19 protein-coding genes are annotated in these 18,324 nt (G+C 61.8%); 16 read left to right on the top strand and 3 right to left on the bottom strand.

The window, feature by feature from the left end:
• Positions 1 to 16 precede the first annotated feature (16 nt).
• The 3 genes from aceF to BLT65_RS46285 all read left to right on the top strand — a co-directional run bounded on the left by aceF (position 17) and on the right by BLT65_RS46285 (position 4,489).
• A complete protein-coding gene (aceF, locus tag BLT65_RS01505; protein ID WP_091774230.1) occupies positions 17 to 1,678 on the top strand; it encodes a dihydrolipoyllysine-residue acetyltransferase in 1,662 nt (553 codons plus the stop codon).
• A 220-nt stretch (positions 1,679 to 1,898) separates the two neighbouring features.
• Positions 1,899 to 4,004 (top strand): dihydrolipoyl dehydrogenase, encoded by a 2,106-nt coding sequence (gene lpdA / locus BLT65_RS01500; RefSeq protein ID WP_482811873.1) that lies wholly within the window; start codon positions 1,899 to 1,901, stop codon positions 4,002 to 4,004.
• Positions 3,971 to 4,489, top strand: a complete 519-nt coding sequence (locus BLT65_RS46285) for a hypothetical protein (RefSeq protein ID WP_143036465.1) — start codon at positions 3,971 to 3,973, stop codon at positions 4,487 to 4,489. The genes lpdA and BLT65_RS46285 overlap by 34 nt, the downstream gene beginning before the upstream one ends.
• Here the strand turns inward: BLT65_RS46285 and BLT65_RS01495 are convergent.
• Positions 4,444 to 5,028: a phasin family protein gene (locus tag BLT65_RS01495; RefSeq protein WP_007586828.1), complete on the bottom strand. Its 585-nt coding sequence runs from the start codon at positions 5,026 to 5,028 to the stop codon at positions 4,444 to 4,446. The two genes, BLT65_RS46285 and BLT65_RS01495, sit on opposite strands and share 46 nt — an antisense overlap.
• Positions 5,029 to 5,802: 774 nt before the next feature.
• Here BLT65_RS01495 and pbpG point away from each other — a divergent pair.
• Positions 5,803 to 6,984, top strand: a complete 1,182-nt coding sequence (pbpG, locus tag BLT65_RS01490; RefSeq protein WP_091774225.1) for a D-alanyl-D-alanine endopeptidase — start codon at positions 5,803 to 5,805, stop codon at positions 6,982 to 6,984.
• A gap of 66 nt (positions 6,985 to 7,050) precedes the next feature.
• Here pbpG and BLT65_RS01485 read toward each other — a convergent pair whose 3' ends face one another.
• On the bottom strand, positions 7,051 to 7,857 hold the full coding sequence (locus tag BLT65_RS01485) for an IclR family transcriptional regulator (protein WP_007586824.1): 807 nt from the start codon (positions 7,855 to 7,857) through the stop codon (positions 7,051 to 7,053).
• A gap of 188 nt (positions 7,858 to 8,045) precedes the next feature.
• Here BLT65_RS01485 and BLT65_RS01480 point away from each other — a divergent pair, with 188 nt between their 5' ends.
• Together BLT65_RS01480 and BLT65_RS01475 are read left to right on the top strand one after the other, a co-directional pair.
• Positions 8,046 to 8,768, top strand: coding sequence for a (Fe-S)-binding protein (locus BLT65_RS01480; RefSeq protein WP_042307063.1), 723 nt, complete (start codon positions 8,046 to 8,048; stop codon positions 8,766 to 8,768).
• Between the two features lie 79 nt (positions 8,769 to 8,847).
• Positions 8,848 to 10,260, top strand: coding sequence for a LutB/LldF family L-lactate oxidation iron-sulfur protein (locus tag BLT65_RS01475; RefSeq protein WP_042307065.1), 1,413 nt, complete (start codon positions 8,848 to 8,850; stop codon positions 10,258 to 10,260).
• Between the two features lie 107 nt (positions 10,261 to 10,367).
• On the opposite strand, the gene BLT65_RS01470 is transcribed toward BLT65_RS01475, so the two are convergent.
• Positions 10,368 to 10,892 (bottom strand): hypothetical protein, encoded by a 525-nt coding sequence (locus tag BLT65_RS01470; protein WP_042307067.1) that lies wholly within the window; start codon positions 10,890 to 10,892, stop codon positions 10,368 to 10,370.
• A gap of 275 nt (positions 10,893 to 11,167) precedes the next feature.
• Here BLT65_RS01470 and BLT65_RS01465 point away from each other — a divergent pair, with 275 nt between their 5' ends.
• From BLT65_RS01465 to iscX, 10 genes are all read left to right on the top strand, one after another.
• On the top strand, positions 11,168 to 11,395 hold the full coding sequence (locus BLT65_RS01465; RefSeq protein WP_091774223.1) for a hypothetical protein: 228 nt from the start codon (positions 11,168 to 11,170) through the stop codon (positions 11,393 to 11,395).
• A 106-nt stretch (positions 11,396 to 11,501) separates the two neighbouring features.
• Positions 11,502 to 12,029, top strand: a complete 528-nt coding sequence (locus tag BLT65_RS01460) for a low molecular weight protein-tyrosine-phosphatase (RefSeq protein ID WP_042307142.1) — start codon at positions 11,502 to 11,504, stop codon at positions 12,027 to 12,029.
• 110 nt (positions 12,030 to 12,139) lie between these two features.
• Positions 12,140 to 12,664, top strand: a complete 525-nt coding sequence (gene iscR, locus BLT65_RS01455) for a Fe-S cluster assembly transcriptional regulator IscR (protein ID WP_091774221.1) — start codon at positions 12,140 to 12,142, stop codon at positions 12,662 to 12,664.
• A 67-nt stretch (positions 12,665 to 12,731) separates the two neighbouring features.
• Positions 12,732 to 13,955 carry an IscS subfamily cysteine desulfurase gene (locus tag BLT65_RS01450; protein ID WP_042307069.1) on the top strand — a complete coding sequence of 408 codons (1,224 nt, stop codon included), beginning with the start codon at positions 12,732 to 12,734 and terminating at the stop codon, positions 13,953 to 13,955.
• A gap of 62 nt (positions 13,956 to 14,017) precedes the next feature.
• Positions 14,018 to 14,434, top strand: coding sequence for a Fe-S cluster assembly scaffold IscU (gene iscU, locus BLT65_RS01445; RefSeq protein WP_042307070.1), 417 nt, complete (start codon positions 14,018 to 14,020; stop codon positions 14,432 to 14,434).
• 138 nt (positions 14,435 to 14,572) lie between these two features.
• Positions 14,573 to 14,896, top strand: coding sequence for an iron-sulfur cluster assembly protein IscA (gene iscA / locus BLT65_RS01440; RefSeq protein WP_007586809.1), 324 nt, complete (start codon positions 14,573 to 14,575; stop codon positions 14,894 to 14,896).
• Positions 14,897 to 15,008: 112 nt separating this feature from the next.
• A complete protein-coding gene (gene hscB, locus BLT65_RS01435) occupies positions 15,009 to 15,536 on the top strand; it encodes a Fe-S protein assembly co-chaperone HscB (protein WP_091774219.1) in 528 nt (175 codons plus the stop codon).
• A 93-nt stretch (positions 15,537 to 15,629) separates the two neighbouring features.
• Complete coding sequence (hscA, locus tag BLT65_RS01430) at positions 15,630 to 17,501, top strand: Fe-S protein assembly chaperone HscA (protein WP_091774216.1); 1,872 nt, start codon at positions 15,630 to 15,632, stop codon at positions 17,499 to 17,501.
• A 176-nt stretch (positions 17,502 to 17,677) separates the two neighbouring features.
• Positions 17,678 to 18,019 (top strand): ISC system 2Fe-2S type ferredoxin, encoded by a 342-nt coding sequence (gene fdx, locus BLT65_RS01425; RefSeq protein WP_042307073.1) that lies wholly within the window; start codon positions 17,678 to 17,680, stop codon positions 18,017 to 18,019.
• A gap of 15 nt (positions 18,020 to 18,034) precedes the next feature.
• Positions 18,035 to 18,232: a Fe-S cluster assembly protein IscX gene (gene iscX, locus BLT65_RS01420; protein WP_007586799.1), complete on the top strand. Its 198-nt coding sequence runs from the start codon at positions 18,035 to 18,037 to the stop codon at positions 18,230 to 18,232.
• Positions 18,233 to 18,324: the final 92 nt, after the last annotated feature.

Here is an 18,324-nt window from a genome sequence, read left to right as displayed (position 1 = left end):
CTGGAGACAGAAAACAATGAGCCAAGCGATCGAAGTCAAGGTGCCGGACATCGGCGATTACAAGGACATCCCTGTAATCGAGGTGCTGGTGAAGGCGGGTGATACCGTCGAGAAAGAGCAGTCCCTCGTCACGCTGGAATCCGACAAGGCGACGATGGATGTGCCGAGCCCCGCGTCGGGCACGGTCAAGGAAGTGAAGGTCAAGCTTGGCGACACGGTGTCGGAAGGCACGTTGATCGTGCTGCTCGATGGCGTTGGCGGCGCGGCTGCCGCGAAGCCCGCGCAAGGCAATGGCGCGGCTGCGCCTGCTGCGGCGCCGGCACCCGCTCCTGCGCCTGCTCCCGCACCTGCTGCCAAGGGCGGCGGCGTGCAGGAAGTCAAGGTGCCGGACATCGGCGACTACAAAGATGTGCCCGTGATCGAAGTCGGCGTCAAGGTTGGCGATCGCGTCGAGAAGGAACAGTCGCTCGTCACGCTCGAATCGGACAAGGCGACGATGGACGTGCCGAGCCCGGCGGCTGGCATCGTCAAGGAAATCAAGGTCAAGGTCGGCGACAACGTGTCGGAAGGCACGCTGATCGTGCTGCTCGAAGGCGACAGCGGCGGCGCCGCTGCGCCCGCGCCGGCACCTGCTGCCGCGAAGCACGAAGAAAAGCCGTCGGACGCGCCCGCTGCGCCGACGCCGGCTCCCGCGCAGCCGTCCGCGCTCGCGCAGGCGCCTGTCATTCCCGCAGGCGAAGGCGGCGCGTATCGCGTGAGCCATGCGTCGCCGTCGGTGCGCAAGTTCGCGCGTGAACTGGGCGTCGACGTGTCGCGCGTGGCAGGCACGGGTCCGAAGGGCCGCATCACGCAGGATGACGTCACCGCGTTCGTCAAGGGCGTGATGACGGGCCAGCGCAGCGCGCCTGCTGCAGCCGCAGCACCCGCTGGCGCAGGTGGCGGCGAGCTTGGTCTGCTGCCGTGGCCGAAGATCGACTTCACGAAGTTCGGCCCGATCGATCCGAAGCCGCTGTCGCGCATCAAGAAGATCTCCGGCGCGAACCTGCATCGCAACTGGGTCATGATCCCGCACGTCACGAACAACGACGAAGCGGATATCACCGAACTCGAAGAGTTGCGCGTCAAGCTGAACAAGGAAAACGAGAAGTCGGGCGTCAAGTTCACGATGCTCGCGTTCGTGATCAAGGCCGTCGTCGCGGCGCTGAAGAAGTTCCCGACGTTCAATACGAGCCTCGATGGCGATAACCTCGTGTACAAGCAGTACTACAACGTGGGTTTTGCTGCCGATACGCCGAACGGTCTCGTCGTGCCCGTGATCCGCGACGCGGACAAGAAGGGTCTCGTCGACATCGCGAAGGAAATGGCCGAGCTGTCGAAGCTCGCGCGCGAAGGCAAGCTCAAGCCCGACCAGATGCAAGGCGGCTGCTTCTCGATCTCGTCGCTGGGCGGGATTGGCGGGACGAACTTCACGCCGATCATCAATGCGCCTGAAGTCGCGATTCTTGGGTTGTCGCGTGGCGCGATGAAGCCGGTGTGGGACGGCAAGCAGTTCGTGCCGCGTCTCATGCTGCCGATGTCGCTGTCGTATGACCATCGGGTGATCGACGGGGCTGAAGCGGCGCGCTTCAATGCGTATCTTGGGTCGATTCTTGCCGATTTCCGGCGTGTGATTCTTTGATTGTTGGGCGGTTGTCGCGCGGCGAGGTGTGAGCTTTTTGTGGTTGCTCATGCCTTGTCGTTGAACCTGCTTTGTCGTCTCGCTTCACGCGTCGCCCCTGTGCGGGGCGGCACCTACTTTTCTTTGTCTTGCAAAGAAAAGTAGGCAAAAGAAAGCCGCGTCCTTGGCGGACGGCATTTAGTCTGCGTTTGGCGTTGCGGGTTTTTCGAGGCGAAGGTTCATTGCGACTCATCGTTCAACACGGTCAATAAGAGAAGGGGACACTATGAGTCTCGTCGAAGTGAAGGTGCCGGACATCGGCGATTTCAAGGACGTCGATGTCATCGAAGTCAATATCAAGCCGGGCGATACCATCGAAAAAGAGCAGTCGCTGCTGACGCTCGAAACCGATAAGGCCTCCATGGAAGTGCCGAGCGAAGCCGCCGGCACGGTCAAGGAAGTCCGCGTGAAGGCGGGCGACAAGGTCTCGCAAGGCACCGTCATCGCCACCGTGGAAACGTCGGGCGAAGCGAAGGCCGCTAAAGAACCTGAGAAAGCTGCGCCTGCAACCGCGCCCGCTGCCGCACCGGCGGCAAGCGGCGGCAGCGTGCAGGAAATCAAAGTGCCGGATATCGGCGACTATAAAGATGTGCCCGTGATCGAGGTCGCGGTGAAGGTCGGCGATCGCGTCGAGAAGGAGCAGTCGCTCGTCACGCTCGAATCCGACAAGGCGACTATGGACGTGCCGAGCCCAGCCGCCGGCATCGTCAAGGAACTGAAGGTCAAGGTCGGCGATAACGTCTCCGAAGGCAGCGTGCTGCTGTTGCTCGAAGGCGAGGGCGCGGCGGCTGCGCCCGCTCCGAAAGCTGCGCCTGCTCCCGCACCCGCTGCTGCAGCGGCACCCGCGCCGCAAGCTGGCAGCTATTCGGGTTCGGCCGATATCGAGTGCGACATGCTCGTGCTTGGCGCCGGGCCTGGTGGTTATTCGGCCGCATTCCGTTCGGCTGACCTTGGCATGAAGACGGTGCTGGTCGAACGCTATGCGACGCTCGGTGGCGTTTGTTTGAACGTCGGTTGTATTCCGTCGAAGGCGCTGCTGCATACGGCACTTGTGATCGACGAAGCGGCTGCGCTCGGCTCGCACGGCATCTCGTTCGGCAAGCCGCAGATCGATCTCGACAAGCTGCGCGACTTCAAGTCGGGTGTCGTCAAGAAGCTGACGGGCGGTCTCGCGGGCATGGCGAAGGCGCGCAAGGTCGAAGTCGTGACGGGCGTCGGCACGTTCGTCGATCCGCATCACATGGAAGTGCAGGGCGAAAGCGGCAAAAAGGTCGTCAAGTTCAAGCAGGCGATCATCGCGGCCGGTTCGCAGGCCGTGAAGCTGCCGTTCATTCCGGAAGATCCGCGCGTGGTTGATTCGACGGGCGCGCTGGAACTGCGGCAGATTCCGAAGCGCATGCTCGTGATCGGCGGCGGCATTATCGGCCTCGAAATGGCGACGGTGTACGCGACGCTCGGCGCGCAGATCGATGTGGTCGAAATGCTCGACGGTCTGATGGCGGGCGCGGACCGCGATCTCGTGAAGGTCTGGGAGAAGTTCAACAGCAAGCGTTTCACCAACGTGATGCTGAAGACCAAGACGACGGGCGCGGAGGCGAAGCCGGATGGCATCTATGTGACCTTCGAAGGCGAGAAGGCGCCCGCCGAGCCGCAACGCTACGATCTCGTGCTGGTTGCCGTGGGCCGCAGCCCGAACGGCAAGAAGATCGGTGCGGACAAGGCGGGCGTGGCTGTGACGGATCGCGGCTTCATCGAAGTCGACAAGCAGATGCGGACTAACGTGCCGCACATTTTCGCGATCGGCGATGTCGTCGGTCAGCCGATGCTCGCTCACAAGGCCGTGCATGAAGGCCACGTCGCGGCGGAAGCGGCGCATGGCGAGAAGGCGTACTTCGACGCGCTGCAGATTCCGTCGGTGGCTTACACCGATCCGGAAGTGGCATGGGCGGGCAAGACGGAAGACCAGTGCAAGGCCGAAGGCATCAAGTACGGCAAGGCGGTGTTCCCGTGGGCCGCTTCAGGGCGTGCGATCGCGAATGGTCGTGATGAGGGCTTTACGAAGCTGATCTTCGATGAGGAGACGCATCGCGTGATTGGTGGCGGGATTGTCGGGCTGAATGCGGGCGACCTGATCAGCGAAGTGTGTCTTGCGGTTGAGATGGGCGCTGACGCGACGGATATCGGCAAGACTATCCATCCGCATCCGACGCTTGGTGAGTCTGTTGGTATGGCTGCCGAGCTGTATGAAGGTGTTTGTACGGATCTGCCGCCGCAGAAGAAGAAGTAATTTTTTGGGGCGGCGGTTGTGCTGCTTTCCAGATGATGATGGCGTGCCTCTTTTGGCGAAGGGGTGCGCCGTTTTTTTTGGTTTGCTTGGGGTTGCGCGCTGGCATCCGCGTTACGGTGTTTGCTGTTCAAGCGTCGCCCCGCACAGGGGCGACGCTTGAAGCGCGAAGGCAAAGCGCGGATGCCAGCGAAAAGCAAAGCAAACCAGACCAAACCGCCCGCCGCGCAGGCAAAAAAAATCCCGGCCTAGACCGGGTAAACGATACGCTGTTTAACGTATCGGAGCGTCTGGCCGCATGGCCACTGAAGTCTCGACCATGCGGCGCCGTTCATACCGCCAGTCACTTCGACAGTGTATCTCGCGGCTGCGCGCCGGTAGATGATGGGGCATCCATCAACGCGCAGGTGAAGCCCGATCCGTTGAAGCCGTTACATCGTTATCAGACAGCAGCCTTCTTGGCCGAAGCTGCCGTGCGCGAAGCTTGAGCAGCAGCTTGCGAAGCGGCCTTCGATGCAGCCGTAGCAGCCGCATTGAAGTTGCTTTCAGCGATTTCGACAGCTTGCTTCGTTGCCTTGTGAACCGTTTCGTACGTCGTGTTCGCGGCCGTGATGGCCGACTTGATCACGGCGACAGCCGTTTCCGAACCAGCCGGTGCGTTCTTCGCGACGTTCTCGACGAGCGCCTGCACCTTCTTGTTCTGCTCTTCGTATTGCGCTTCAGCAACGCGTGCGAATTCAGCTTGCGTGGCCGATGCGATTTCGTACAGGTGACGGCCGTACGACAGAACCTTCTCTGCCACCGGCTGCGTCAGGCTGGCTTGCAGCGCGAGCAGTTCTTGCGCGTCCTTCACCGACAGCGCGCGTTGTGCGTTTTCCTGGCCTTCAGCGATCGTCGACTTGACGACTTGAATGTTCAGCTCGACCAGCTTTTCGACGCCTTCGAATGCTTTCGAAGTCAGGCCGAACAGCGTTTCGAGGTTGGCCTTCTGTGCTGCGGCGAATTGCTCAGGGGTCAGCAGAGTCATGTTTTACGCTCCTGGAATACCGGCCCGTCTGGCGCGGACCGCGTTGGGTTAACTGCAGAACAAATTAGGAATCGCTGGTCCGCTGTTAATTGTGCGTCGCAGCAATGGTTCCCATTTTAGGACGACGCCGATAGATGTCAAGGACTATTTTGTGCAACGCACAACGCATAGAAATTACTAATAAAACAACACGTTATGTAGCGTTTATGACATTGTGGTGAAGCGCATGCACATTAGGGTTTGCACCGATATGGTGCGACGGAAAAAGTGATCTCTTAAGCCAGACAAGGGTTTGGAACACGCCGACGGCGTATTTCCGAGCAAAAAGGTAAAATTCTCAGGTAAACCGAAAACCGTAGCGGAACGTTAAATCGCCATCCCGGTCGAATGCGCGGCCTGCTGCTTCGCAGTAGTCGCTTAAGAGTCGGCCGGCGCGGCGTCCTGCATGTGTGCTTCGGTGTGGCAGGCATCGTGCTCTGGACGCTTGCTGCTGGATCGTATTGCTATCCGTACGCGACCGTACTTCCCCCGATCAAGTTTGGTTCGAATATGCCGATATGCTGAACGAGTGAGAGTCTCTTTCAGCGACATGGGCGAGGGCGGCTTGCCGGCGCGTCATTGGTATTTTCGATGGTGCATCTGCAACTTATTGCCTTTTCTCAATCGAGCCTGACAACTCGGTTTAAGGACTGTCGATAAGTGCTTAATATTGCTAATTTTTAACTGTTTTACTACACTGGCGAAAACTCTCTCGCCGCTCCAACCAGAACACCAATGAAAACCGACATGTTTTCGTCACTGAAAGTGATGCACGGCGCGGCGCTCAGCACCGCTCTGTCGGTGGCTGCCTCGGTGGTCATCGCAGCGGCTTTTGCCGCGCCGGTGGACGCATTTGCCGCTTCCGCCACGGCCACGGCGCCTGCCAAGTCCGCGAAAGCCGGCAAGAAGCCTTCGAAGAAGGCCGCCGCCGAGCAAGTCTCCAGCAAGTCGTCGAAGGCCGCCAAGGACGTCAAGGCCGCCGCGAAGGACGACGACGACCAGCCCCGTACCGTTTCGAAGAAGCGCCGCGTCTCCTATACGGTGAACGGCCGCCATCACTCGGTCGTGCGACGCGTCGCATTCGAGCCGCGTCAGCCGTCCGTCGGCACGGCGTTCGGCTTGCACGAAACGCCTGACGCGCTGATGCTGCGTTCGAGCGTCGCGTACGTGGTCGACCAGAACACGTCTGAGTCGCTGTTCGACAAGAACTCGCGCGCCGTCGTGCCCATCGCGTCGATCACCAAGCTGATGACGGCGATGGTGGTGCTCGATTCGAAGGCGGCGATGACCGAGCAGGTCGAAGTCACGGACGAAGATCGCGACTACGAGAAGAACACGGGCTCGCGCCTGTCCGTCGGCTCGGTGCTCTCGCGTGAAGACATGCTGCACATCGCGCTGATGGCGTCGGAAAACCGCGCGGCGGCAGCGCTGTCGCGTTACTTCCCGGGCGGTCGTCCCGCGTTCATGGCCGCGATGAACGCGAAGGCGAAGTCGCTCGGCATGACCGACACGCACTTCGAGAACCCGACGGGTCTGACGAGCCAGAACGTATCGAGCGCGCGCGACCTCGTGAAAATGGTCAACGCCGCGTATCAGTATCCGATGATCCGCAGGTTCTCGACCGATCGCAGCTACGAGGTGTACACGGGCAAGCGCACGATTGCGTACAACAGCACGAACGCGCTGGTGCGCAACCCGACATGGGATATCGGCCTGCAGAAGACGGGCTTCATCAACGAAGCCGGCGAGTGCCTCGTGATGCAGGCAACGATCCACGATCGTCCGATGATCATGGTGCTGCTCGATTCGTCGGGCAAGTACTCGCGTTTCGCCGATGCGCAGCGTCTGCGCACGTGGCTCGACAACGGCGGCGAACAGCGCATCACGAGTGCGGACGCCAACGGCGCCGGGACCTGAGCGAAAGTTTTACCCAACAAAAAGCCCCGCATTGCGGGGCTTTTTTTATTCACGCGTGTGAGTGCGTCACACCGTATGTGCCGAAGCGCTCGCGTGCTGGACTTGCGGGTGATAGCCGAGTGATTCGGAAATCACCAGCGCAGTCTTGCTCAACTGGCCGAGCCACGAGTCCTGCAGACGGTCGGCAGGCGCGGAGAGCGACAGACCTGCGACGAGCTTGCCCGTATCGTCATAAATGCCGGCTGCGATGCAGCGTACGCCGAGCTCCAGTTCTTCATTGTCGCGCGCGCATGCCTGCTGACGCACGTGCGACAGTTCACGTTCCAGCTTGGTGAGATCGGTGATGCTGTTTTGCGTGTGGCCGGACAGGCCCGTCCGCGTCGCGTAAGCCCGCACGCGGGTCGATTCGTCGGCGGCGAGAAACAGCTTGCCGACGGAAGTCAGATGCAGCGGCGCGCGGCCGCCAATCGCGCGCACCACCTGCATGCCCGAGCGTTCTGAATAGGCGCGCTCGATATAGACGATCTCGTCGCCCTGACGCACCGACAGGTTGACGGTCTGACCCGTCAGCCGGTGCAGTTCGCGCATTGGCATCAGCGCGGCGTCGCGCACCGACAGGCGCGCCTTGACGAGATTGCCCAGTTCCAGCAGCCGCATGCCGAGACGATAGGTGCCCGGGTCCGAGCGATCCACCAGCCGGCAGGTCACCATGTCGTTCAGGATGCGGTGGGCGGTGGACGGGTGAAGTTCGGTGCGTTGCGCGAGTTCCTTCAGGCTGACCGGGTCGCTATGCGCGGCGAGGGCATCCAGCAGGCGCATCATGCGCTCGATTACCTGAATCGACGTCTTGGGGTCCGGGTTCGTATCGCTCATAAGGCTAAACGGTTGACGCGTCAAACAGCGGAAACTGATTGTATCTCGTATTGTGAAAAAAGCGAACGCCATTGGAAATGATCCTCCAATCTCACTATTTGGCGGTTCATTGCGCATTGGGGCGGTTACGCGTTGGTATTACGCGTCAAACAGCGGATAATCGGGGACGTTTCCCCGGAGGAGCACTCATGCGAGTCGGTTTTTTCGTCACCTGCCTGATCGATCTGATGCGCCCCGAAATCGGCTTCTCCGCGATCAAGCTGATCGAGCGGGCGGGCTATGAAGTGTTCGTGCCACCGGCGCAAACGTGCTGCGGACAGCCGGCCTACAACTCCGGCGACAGGCGCATCGCGCGCGATCTCGCGGAAAAGACGCTGCGTGAGTTCGAGCAATACGACTACGTGGTCGTGCCGTCCGGCTCATGCGGCGGGATGATCCGCGCGCATTACGGCGATCTTTTCGCCGACGATCCCGAACTGATGGGACGCTTCGCGCGGCTCCGCCCCAAGGTCTACGAACTGACGGATTTTCTTGCCACCGTCGCCAAAGTCGAACTGACGCCGGGCAATTTCCAGGGACCGGTGACGTATCACGACTCCTGTTCCGGGCTGCGCGAACTGGGCGTCAAGCAGCAGCCGCGCGCGTTGCTCGCGCAGGCTGGCGTGGCCGTGACCGAGATGAAGGACTGCGAGCATTGCTGCGGCTTCGGCGGTACGTTTGCGGTGAAGTTCGGCGATATCTCGACGGCGATCGTCGACGAGAAGTGCGCCAATATCCAGGCGAGCGGCACGCAAGCCGTCGTGCTGGGCGATCTCGGCTGCATGCTGAATATCGAAGGGCGCCTGCGGCGCACGGGCGATACGACGACGCGCGTGCTGCACATCGCGCAGGTTCTGGCGGGCGACGCCTGAGCGCGGTTGAGCGTTGTTCTTCGCCTGACAAGTGATAGCAAGCGGTAGCGCAAACCTATAACCGATCCCCAAGGCCGTCATGCAAGTCCAAACGATGCAGTTCAAGGCGCGCGCGGGCCAGAAGCTCGCCGACCAGCGCCTTCAGCAAAACCTGACCAAGCTGTCGACGAAGTTTGTGTCGGCGCGCGCGTCGGCGATGCTGGCGATCGATTTCCCCGCCACCCGCGCCGCGCTCAAGGAGCGCCGCAACCGCGCGCTGGAGAACCTCGACGTCTGGCTCGAGACCTTCGAGCGCGAGGCGACGCGGCGCGGCGTCACCGTGCTGTTCGCCGAGACGACGCAAGACGCAGCGAAGCTCGTTGCCGATATCGCGCGCAAGCACGACGTGAAGAAGGTGATCAAGACAAAGTCGATGGTGTCCGAGGAAATGCGCCTGAACGAGGTGCTTGGACAGATGGGCGTGCAGTCGATCGAAACCGATCTCGGCGAATACATCCTGCAGATCAACGACAACGAGCCTCCGAGCCACATCATCGCGCCCGTCGTCCACAAGGACAAGGAAGAGATCGCTGACCTGTTCGCGAAGACGCACCAGAAGCCGCGTCTGACCGAAATCCCCGAGATGACACGTGAGGCGCGCGAGGTGCTGCGCCCGCACTTCATGACGGCCGACATGGGCGTGACGGGCGGCAACTTCGTGATCGCGGAGACAGGCTCGGTCGCGCTCGTGACCAACGAGGGCAACGAAGGCATGTGTACCGTGATGCCACGCGTGCATGTCGCGGTGACGGGCATCGAAAAGGTACTGCCGACGCTCGAGGATCTCGCGACGGCCATGCGTCTGTTGCCGCGCTCGGCGACGGGGCAGGACGTTTCAAACTATTTCTCCGTGCTGACGGGGCCGCGCCGCGCAGGGGACCAGGATGGGCCGGAGCATATGTACGTGGTGCTTGTCGATGGCGGGCGCACGGGGCTGATCGGCGGCGACTTTCAGGAGATGCTGCGCTGTATCCGCTGCGGCGCGTGCATGAACCATTGCCCCGTGTATCAGAAGGTCGGCGGGCACACGTACGGCTGGGTCTATCCGGGGCCGATGGGCTCGGTGCTGACGCCAAGCTATGTCGGCATCGAAAAGGCGCTCGATCTGCCGCAGGCCGCGACGCTATGCGGTGAATGCAATAGCGTGTGCCCGGTCGGCATTCCGCTGTCGGATTTGCTGCGCAAGCTGCGCGAGCGCCAGGTGGAGCGGCATCTGCGGCCGTGGCAGGAGCGCTACGGGCTCGCCGTCTGGGGCTATCTGGCGATGCATCCGACGGCGTACAGGCTCTTCACGAAGGTCGCGGTGCGGATTCTCGAGAAAATGGGCGGCAACCGGAAGTCGATCGCGAAGCTGCCGCTTGGCGGGGGCTGGACCGACACGCGCGAAATGCCGGCGCCTGTCGGGCGAACCTTCCGCGAGCTATACGCCGCGAGCAAGACCCATATCGGGTAGCGCTCCTCCCTCGCGCCTGGAAACTGAAAGAGGCTGCATCGCATGTGCGATGCAGCCTCTTCTTCATTGCGCGTCAGTACTGAAGGCCTTTGTTTTCGTCCCGGCGATCAGTGGGGTCTGCCGCCCTCGTTATTCCACGCCTGTCCGCCGCGATTGCCCCCGCCTTGCTGCTGCCCCGAACCCGCTTGCACGGGCTGACGGTTGCCATGGTAACCGCCGCCCGAGTTGCCGCCGGGATTCGGTGGCGGCGGATTGCCTGCCTGCGGTGGCTGACCGCGCGGCGGGCCGCCATTGTTGCCGTTGCCGCCCCGGCCGTTCCCGTTCCCGTTCCAGTTGCCGCGGTCGCCGCGATTGTAGTTTCCGTGGTCGTAACCGCGTCCTCCCCAATAGCGGCGGTCGTAGTTAGAGCCCGAGTACCCGCCCCCGCCGAAGCCAAGGAACAGGCTCGATTGCACGGGCGGTTCGGCGTAGCCGTAGGCGGGGACGGGTGCGCCGTAGCCGTCGTAATAACCGTCGTTGTAGCCATAGCCCGCCGGCTGGCCGCCGTACGGATAAGCGACGCAACCACTGAGAGCGGCGACTGCGCAGAGTGCAACGGCAGCAGGAGCGAAAGAAGGAATAAGACGTTTCATTTGAGTGTTAAGACAAGCGAGAGGTGCGTGTCTATCCATGTAGCTAGTTGTACCGCCTGCTGACTATTACCTGTGTGTGCTTTTGTAAGGATATCTTTCGGCGGTCGAAAGACTGTCGTCGGCACTTTGCAAATCCGCTTCACGATCCTGACTGTTCATCGGAGCGCAACGCAGTGTTCCGTTGGGGCGGGTTTTTCCGGATTGCGTCCTCGGCTACCATTTCGACTGGGCAAAGTGCGTCTGTGCATTGCGGCCCGCTTATAGAGAACGACATCATGAAAAAGAAAATATCGGTGTATTGGCCATTAGCCATCGTTGTGCCGCTTGCGGCCATTGCTTACCTGCATCTGTATAACGGCGCGGCTACGCAGTCGCCGCTTGCTGCCGAGCGCGTGTCGGCCGAACTGGCTCGTACGGTTTCCTATGGATACGTCGGCGGCGAGGCTGCGATGCCCGCTGACGTGCTGCCCGCAACGGCGCGCATGTCCGCACAGCCGATGTAATCGGCATGGCCGCTGGCGCGCCGCCGGCGTGATTTTGCATGGCTTTGTATAATCGCGGCACCGTTTCACCACATATGACACTTGCGGCTGAGCCGCTCAGCCATTGATGAAAACCGTCGCCATCTGCTTCGTGTGCCTTGGGAACATTTGCCGTTCCCCGACTGCGGAAGGCGTCATGCGGCACCTGCTGGCCGACGCGAAGCTTGCGGATCGCGTGATCGTGGACTCCGCGGGCACGGGCGACTGGCACATTGGCGAAGCGCCGGACGACCGCGCGCAGCGAGCCGCAAAAAATCGCGGTTACGATTTGTCGATATTTCGCGGCCGTCAGATCACCGCAGTCGATTTCGAGCGCTTCGATCTGATCATTGCGATGGACGACAAAAACGTCTCCGCGCTCAGACAAATCTGTCCGGCGGCACAGCGCGACAAGATTCGTCTGCTGATGGAATTTGCGACTGACGCGGACGCGCCGGACGCAAGCGGCGCGGAAAAACGCGCGCCAGGTTTTGATGCACGTGAAGTCGTCGATCCGTACTTCGGCGGCGGCGAGGGCTTCGAAATCGTGCTGGACCAGTGCGAAGCCGCCTGTCGTGGACTGATCGCGGCGCTGCGGCCCCAATTGACCCCGTAGACAAGTTTTTCGTTAAGTAAATGACCCAAATCGAGATAGGGATACTTGACTAAATCCGTCATGTATTTATACTTGACCAAACTTGTCGAGAATTGCGGTTCCCACCACATATGAGACTCACCACGAAAGGCCGTTTCGCCGTCACGGCGATGATCGACCTGGCATTGCGCCAGGAGCAGGGCCCGGTGACGCTTGCGGGTATCAGCCAGCGCCAACACATCTCCCTGTCCTACCTCGAGCAGCTGTTTGGCAAGCTGCGCCGTCACGAGATCGTCGAATCCGTGCGCGGGCCGGGCGGCGGCTACAACCTGGCGCGCCGCCCGGAGGATGTGACGGTCGCGGACATCATCATCGCCGTCGACGAACCGCTCGATGCCACCCAATGCGGCGGCAAGGGTTCGTGCGAGGGCACGAAGCATCACGACGGCCATTGCATGACGCATGAGCTGTGGTCGACGCTGAACCAGAAGATGGTCGAGTATCTCGACTCCGTTTCCCTGAAAGACCTGGTCGACCAACAGCGCTCGCGCGAAGGTTCGACGGCGGTGCTGCGCGACCGGCGTACCGAAGCGCCCGCCGTTGAGCCGCGCGCGGTGCCGAAAGGGCCGAATTCCGTTTTCAACATGGCCGGCTGACAGAGCGCGCAAAGACGCGAACGCCAGAACCATGAAGCCATAAGCACTGATGTCCCCGGAGCGATTGATGAACAACGACATTCCCCACCTGCCCATTTACATGGACTACAGCGCGACGACACCCGTCGATCCGCGCGTGGTGGACAAGATGATTCCGTACCTGCGCGAGCAGTTCGGCAACCCGGCATCGCGCAGCCACGCATATGGCTGGGACGCGGAACGTGCCGTCGAGGAAGCGCGCGAGAACGTCGCGGCGCTCGTCAACGCCGACCCGCGCGAAATCATCTGGACGTCGGGCGCGACGGAATCGGACAACCTCGCGATCAAGGGCGCCGCGCACTTCTACAAGGGCAAGGGCAAGCACATCATCACCGTGAAGACCGAGCACAAGGCTGTGCTCGACACCACGCGTGAGCTGGAGCGCGAAGGCTACGAGGTCACGTATCTGGATGTGAAGGACGACGGTCTCATCGACCTCGACGTGTTCAAGGCTGCGCTGCGCCCGGACACGATCCTCGTTTCCGTGATGCACGTGAACAACGAGATCGGTGTCGTCCAGGACATCGAGACGATCGGCGAGATTTGCCGTGAGAAGGGCATCATTTTCCACGTCGACGCGGCGCAGGCTACCGGCAAGGTCGAAATCGACCTGCAGAAGCTGAAGGTGGACCTGATGTCGTTCTCGGCGCACAAGACATATGGGCCGAAGGGCATCGGCGCGCTGTACGTGCGCCGTAAGCCGCGCGTGCGCATCGAAGCGCAGATGCACGGTGGCGGTCACGAGCGCGGCATGCGTTCGGGCACGCTGGCGACGCACCAGATCGTCGGCATGGGTGAAGCGTTCCGTATCGCGCGTGAAGAAATGGCGACCGAAAACGAACGCGTCCGCGCGCTGCGCGACAAGCTGCTGCGCGGCCTGAAAGAGATCGAAGAAACGTATGTGAATGGCGACATGGAAAAGCGTGTCCCGCACAACCTGAACATCAGCTTCAACTTCGTCGAAGGCGAGTCGCTGATCATGGCGGTGAAGGACGTGGCCGTGTCGTCGGGCTCGGCTTGTACGTCGGCATCGCTTGAACCGTCGTACGTGCTGCGCGCGCTCGGCCGCAACGACGAACTGGCACACAGCTCGATCCGCTTCACGGTCGGCCGCTTCACGACGGAGCAGGACGTCGATTACGTCATCAACCTGCTGAAGAGCAAGATTGCGAAGCTGCGCGATCTGTCGCCGCTGTGGGAAATGCACAAGGACGGCATCGATATTTCGACGATTCAATGGGCCGCGCACTAAGCGCGCATTGAATCACTCGATAAACGTACGCAGCAGGTTGAATCGAATCAAGGAGTCACAAAATGGCATATAGCGAAAAGGTTCTGGATCACTACGAAAACCCGCGCAACGTCGGTTCGTTCTCGAAGGACGACGACGCGGTTGGCACCGGCATGGTCGGCGCGCCCGCTTGCGGCGACGTGATGAAGCTGCAGATTCGCGTGGGCGCGGACGGTGTGATCGAAGACGCAAAGTTCAAGACGTACGGCTGCGGTTCGGCCATCGCGTCGAGCTCGCTCGTTACGGAATGGGTGAAGGGCAAGACGCTGGATCAGGCGCTCACGATCAAGAACACGCAGATCGCCGAGGAACTGGCGCTGCCGCCCGTGAAGATCCACTGTTCGATCCTCGCGGAAGACGCGATCAAGGCAGCGGTCGCCGACTACAAGCATCGTCACGGCGAAACGGCTGACGCAGCGAAGGCTGAGCAATCGGCTTAAGACTCAGTCGAGCGCGTCAGGAGTGCATGGCGACGCGTCGATACTCGCTATCGGCGCCCGCCGGAACGATTTGGGAAGCAGGCAGGGTCGCGACACGGGTCGTGAGGAGCGACGGTGTGCCGCACAATGAGAAACGCTATGGCAATTACGTTGACCGAAAAGGCAGCACAACACGTGCAGAAGTATCTGATCCGGCGCGGCAAAGGTGTCGGGCTGCGGCTCGGTGTGCGCACGACGGGTTGCTCGGGCCTCGCGTATAAGCTCGAGTATGTCGATGAACTCGCGCCCGAGGACGAAGTGTTCGAATGCAAGGGCGTGAAGATCGTGGTGGACCCGAAGAGCCTCGCTTATATCGACGGCACGGAACTCGACTTCGCACGCGAAGGGTTGAACGAAGGCTTCAGGTTCAACAACCCGAATGTGAAGGACGAGTGCGGCTGCGGCGAATCGTTCCGCGTGTAAGCGCGCGAGTCATGCTGAAAAGGCGGCCTGTGCCGCCTTTTTTCAATTTCGCCGCGCACCTGGCGCGCGCTTCGGCGCTGCCCTGCGCGCATCGCATGGACAAAGTAACCTGATGGCCTCGCTGAACGACAGTCACTTCGAACTCTTCAATCTGCCCGAGCAATTCGCGCTCGACGCATCCGCATTGGATCACGCGTATCGCACGGTGCAGGCGCAGGTGCATCCGGACCGTTTCGCCGCTGCAGGCGACGCGCAAAAGCGCATCGCGATGCAGTGGGCGACGCGCACGAACGAGGCGTACCAGACGCTGCGCGATCCGTTGAAACGCGCGCGCTATCTGCTGACGTTGCGCGGCATCGATGTCGGTGCGGAGAACAACACGGCGATGGAGCCCGCGTTCCTGATGCAGCAGATGGAATGGCGGGAGAACATCGAGGATGCGTCGGCGGCAAAGAACGTCGATGCGCTCGATTCCCTGCTCGCCGAGTTGCGCGACGAAGAAAAGGTGCGCTTCACGAAGCTGGCTGCGTTGCTCGACAGCGGCTCGAATCAGGCAGCGGGCGAGGCGGTGCGACAACTGATGTTCATCGAGCGCGTGGCCGCGGAGATCGGCACGCAGATAGAGCGGCTCGACGTCTGAGGTTGCCTTGCGCGGCCCGACGAACTAGCCCGATCACCACGCGAACCAACACGATCAGGACCGGGGCGAAGCAAGCCCCGAAGAAGATTCCAGATGGCTTTACTGCAAATTTCTGAACCCGGCATGGCGCCCGCGCCGCATCAACGGCGTCTCGCGGTCGGCATCGACCTGGGTACGACCAACTCTCTCGTCGCGGCAGTGCGCAGCGGCGTGCCCGACGTATTGCCCGACGACGAAGGCCACTATCTGCTGCCGTCCGTCGTGCGGTATCTGGAGAAGGGCGGCCGGCGCATCGGCCGCACGGCGAAAGCGGAAGCCGCCACCGATCCTCGCAACACGATCGTCTCGGTCAAGCGCTTCATGGGGCGTGGCAAGAGCGAAGTCGAGCACGCGGAAAACGCGCCTTACGATTTCGTCGACGCGCCGGGCATGGTGCAGATCCGTACTATCGACGGCGTGAAAAGTCCCGTCGAGGTGTCTGCGGAAATTCTCGCGACGCTGCGCTATCGCGCGGAAGACACGCTCGGCGACGAGCTGGTCGGCGCGGTGATTACGGTGCCCGCCTATTTCGACGAAGCGCAGCGCCAGGCGACCAAGGACGCCGCGCGTCTCGCCGGCCTGAACGTGCTGCGCTTGCTGAACGAGCCGACGGCGGCCGCGATTGCGTACGGTCTCGATAACGGCTCGGAAGGTTTGTACGCGGTGTACGACCTTGGCGGCGGCACGTTCGATCTGTCCGTGTTGAAGCTCACGAAGGGCGTCTTCGAAGTGCTCGCGGCGGGCGGTGATTCGGCGCTCGGCGGCGATGACTTCGATCACGCGCTGTATCGTCATGTGCTGGAGAAGGCTAACGTTCCCGCCCAGTCGCTGACGCCGGAAGACGTGCGCCTGTTGCTCGACGCCGTGCGCGTCACGAAAGAAACGCTGTCGTCGGCGCCGAGCGCTTCGGTCCAGGTAACGCTCGCAAGCGGCGCAAAGATCGACGTCACCGTCGACGAAGCGTCGTTCGAAACGATCACACAGGCGCTCGTGCAGCGCACGCTCGGCCCGACGAAAAAGGCGCTGCGCGACGCAAAGCTGACGGCCGCCGATATCAACGGTGTCGTGCTCGTCGGCGGCGCGACGCGCATGCCGGTGATCCGCCGCGCGGTCGAAAACTTCTTCGGCCAGCCGCCGCTGACCAATCTCGACCCGGATCAGGTCGTCGCGCTCGGCGCGGCGATCCAGGCGGACCTGCTCGCGGGCAACCGCGGCGCCGACGGCGACGACTGGCTGCTGCTGGACGTGATTCCGCTGTCGCTCGGCGTCGAAACGATGGGCGGTCTCGCCGAGAAGATCATCCCGCGCAACTCGACCATCCCGGTCGCGCGCGCGCAGGAATTCACGACCTTCAAGGACGGCCAGACGGCAATGGCGATTCACGTCGTCCAGGGCGAGCGCGAACTCGTGTCCGATTGCCGTTCGCTCGCGCGTTTCGAACTGCGCGGTATTCCGCCGATGGCGGCGGGCGCGGCGCGTATCCGCGTCACCTATCAGGTCGACGCGGACGGACTGCTGTCCGTGTTTGCGCGCGAGCAGCATTCGGGCGTTGAGGCTTCGGTGGTCGTGAAGCCGTCGTACGGTCTTGCCGACGACGACGTCGCGCGCATGCTCGAAGACAGCTTCAAGACGGCGGAAGTCGACATGCGCGCGCGGGCGTTGCGCGAGGCGCAGGTCGAAGGCCAGCGGCTGGTCGAAGCGACAGAAGCGGCGCTTGCGGCCGACGGCGAACTGCTCGACGCCGACGAGCGCACTGTGCTCGAAGATCTCGTCGCCGCGCTGCGTGCGATCGTGCCGGGCGACGACGTCGACGCGATCGAAACGGCGACGAAGACGCTCGCCGAAGGCACCGACGAATTCGCCGCGCGCCGGATGAACAAGAGCATTCGCCGCGCGCTCGCGGGCCGCAAGCTCGACGAGATCTGACGCCGCGCAAGTCTTCAATCAGCGCAGTCGACGCAACCAGGGCGATGCCGTGAATCGATGATTCGCGCGTCGCCGATGAATCACGCGGCGCGTGCCAAAAACGGCCGCGCCACCAGTAAAATGGTACGGTGCCTGAAGGGCGGCGTCCGTGCCTCACAGACCAGAACGGAATTTGTATGCCTCAAATCGTTGTGCTGCCTCACGTCGAACTGTGTCCGGACGGCGCGGTCATCGACGCCGTGCCGGGCAAGAGCATCTGCGACAATCTGCTCGAACACGGCATCGAAATCGAGCACGCATGCGAGAAGTCTTGCGCATGCACGACCTGTCACGTGATCGTGCGTGAGGGTTTCAACGCGTTGACGCCGTCGGAAGAAGACGAGGACGATCTGCTCGACAAGGCATGGGGTCTCGAACGCGAATCGCGGTTGTCGTGCCAGGCGCTCATGCCTGAAGGCGATGATCTCGTGGTCGAGATTCCGCGTTATTCGATCAACCACGCGAAGGAAAATCACTAACAGGAGCGAGCAGCCATGAAGTGGACCGACACGCAAGATATCGCGATGGCCTTGACCGACAAGCACCCCGAGATCGATCCGCAACAGGTGCGGTTCACCGATCTTCACCGCTGGGTGATGGAACTGGACGGTTTCGACGACGATCCGAACCGCTCGAACGAAAAGATCCTCGAAGCGATTCAGGCGGCATGGATCGAAGACGCGGATTACTGAGCGCGGCGCGTATAGCGGCGCTTCAGACGCAACACATGCAAAAGGCGACTTCCGTGGAAGTCGCCTTTTTTATTGCCTGGAGCTTGGCGGGC

The sequence above is a fragment of the Paraburkholderia steynii genome (genome assembly GCF_900100565.1).
GTDB classification, from domain to species: Bacteria; Pseudomonadota; Gammaproteobacteria; order Burkholderiales; family Burkholderiaceae; genus Paraburkholderia; species Paraburkholderia terrae.
This window is presented reverse-complemented; position numbering and strand designations above follow the sequence as displayed.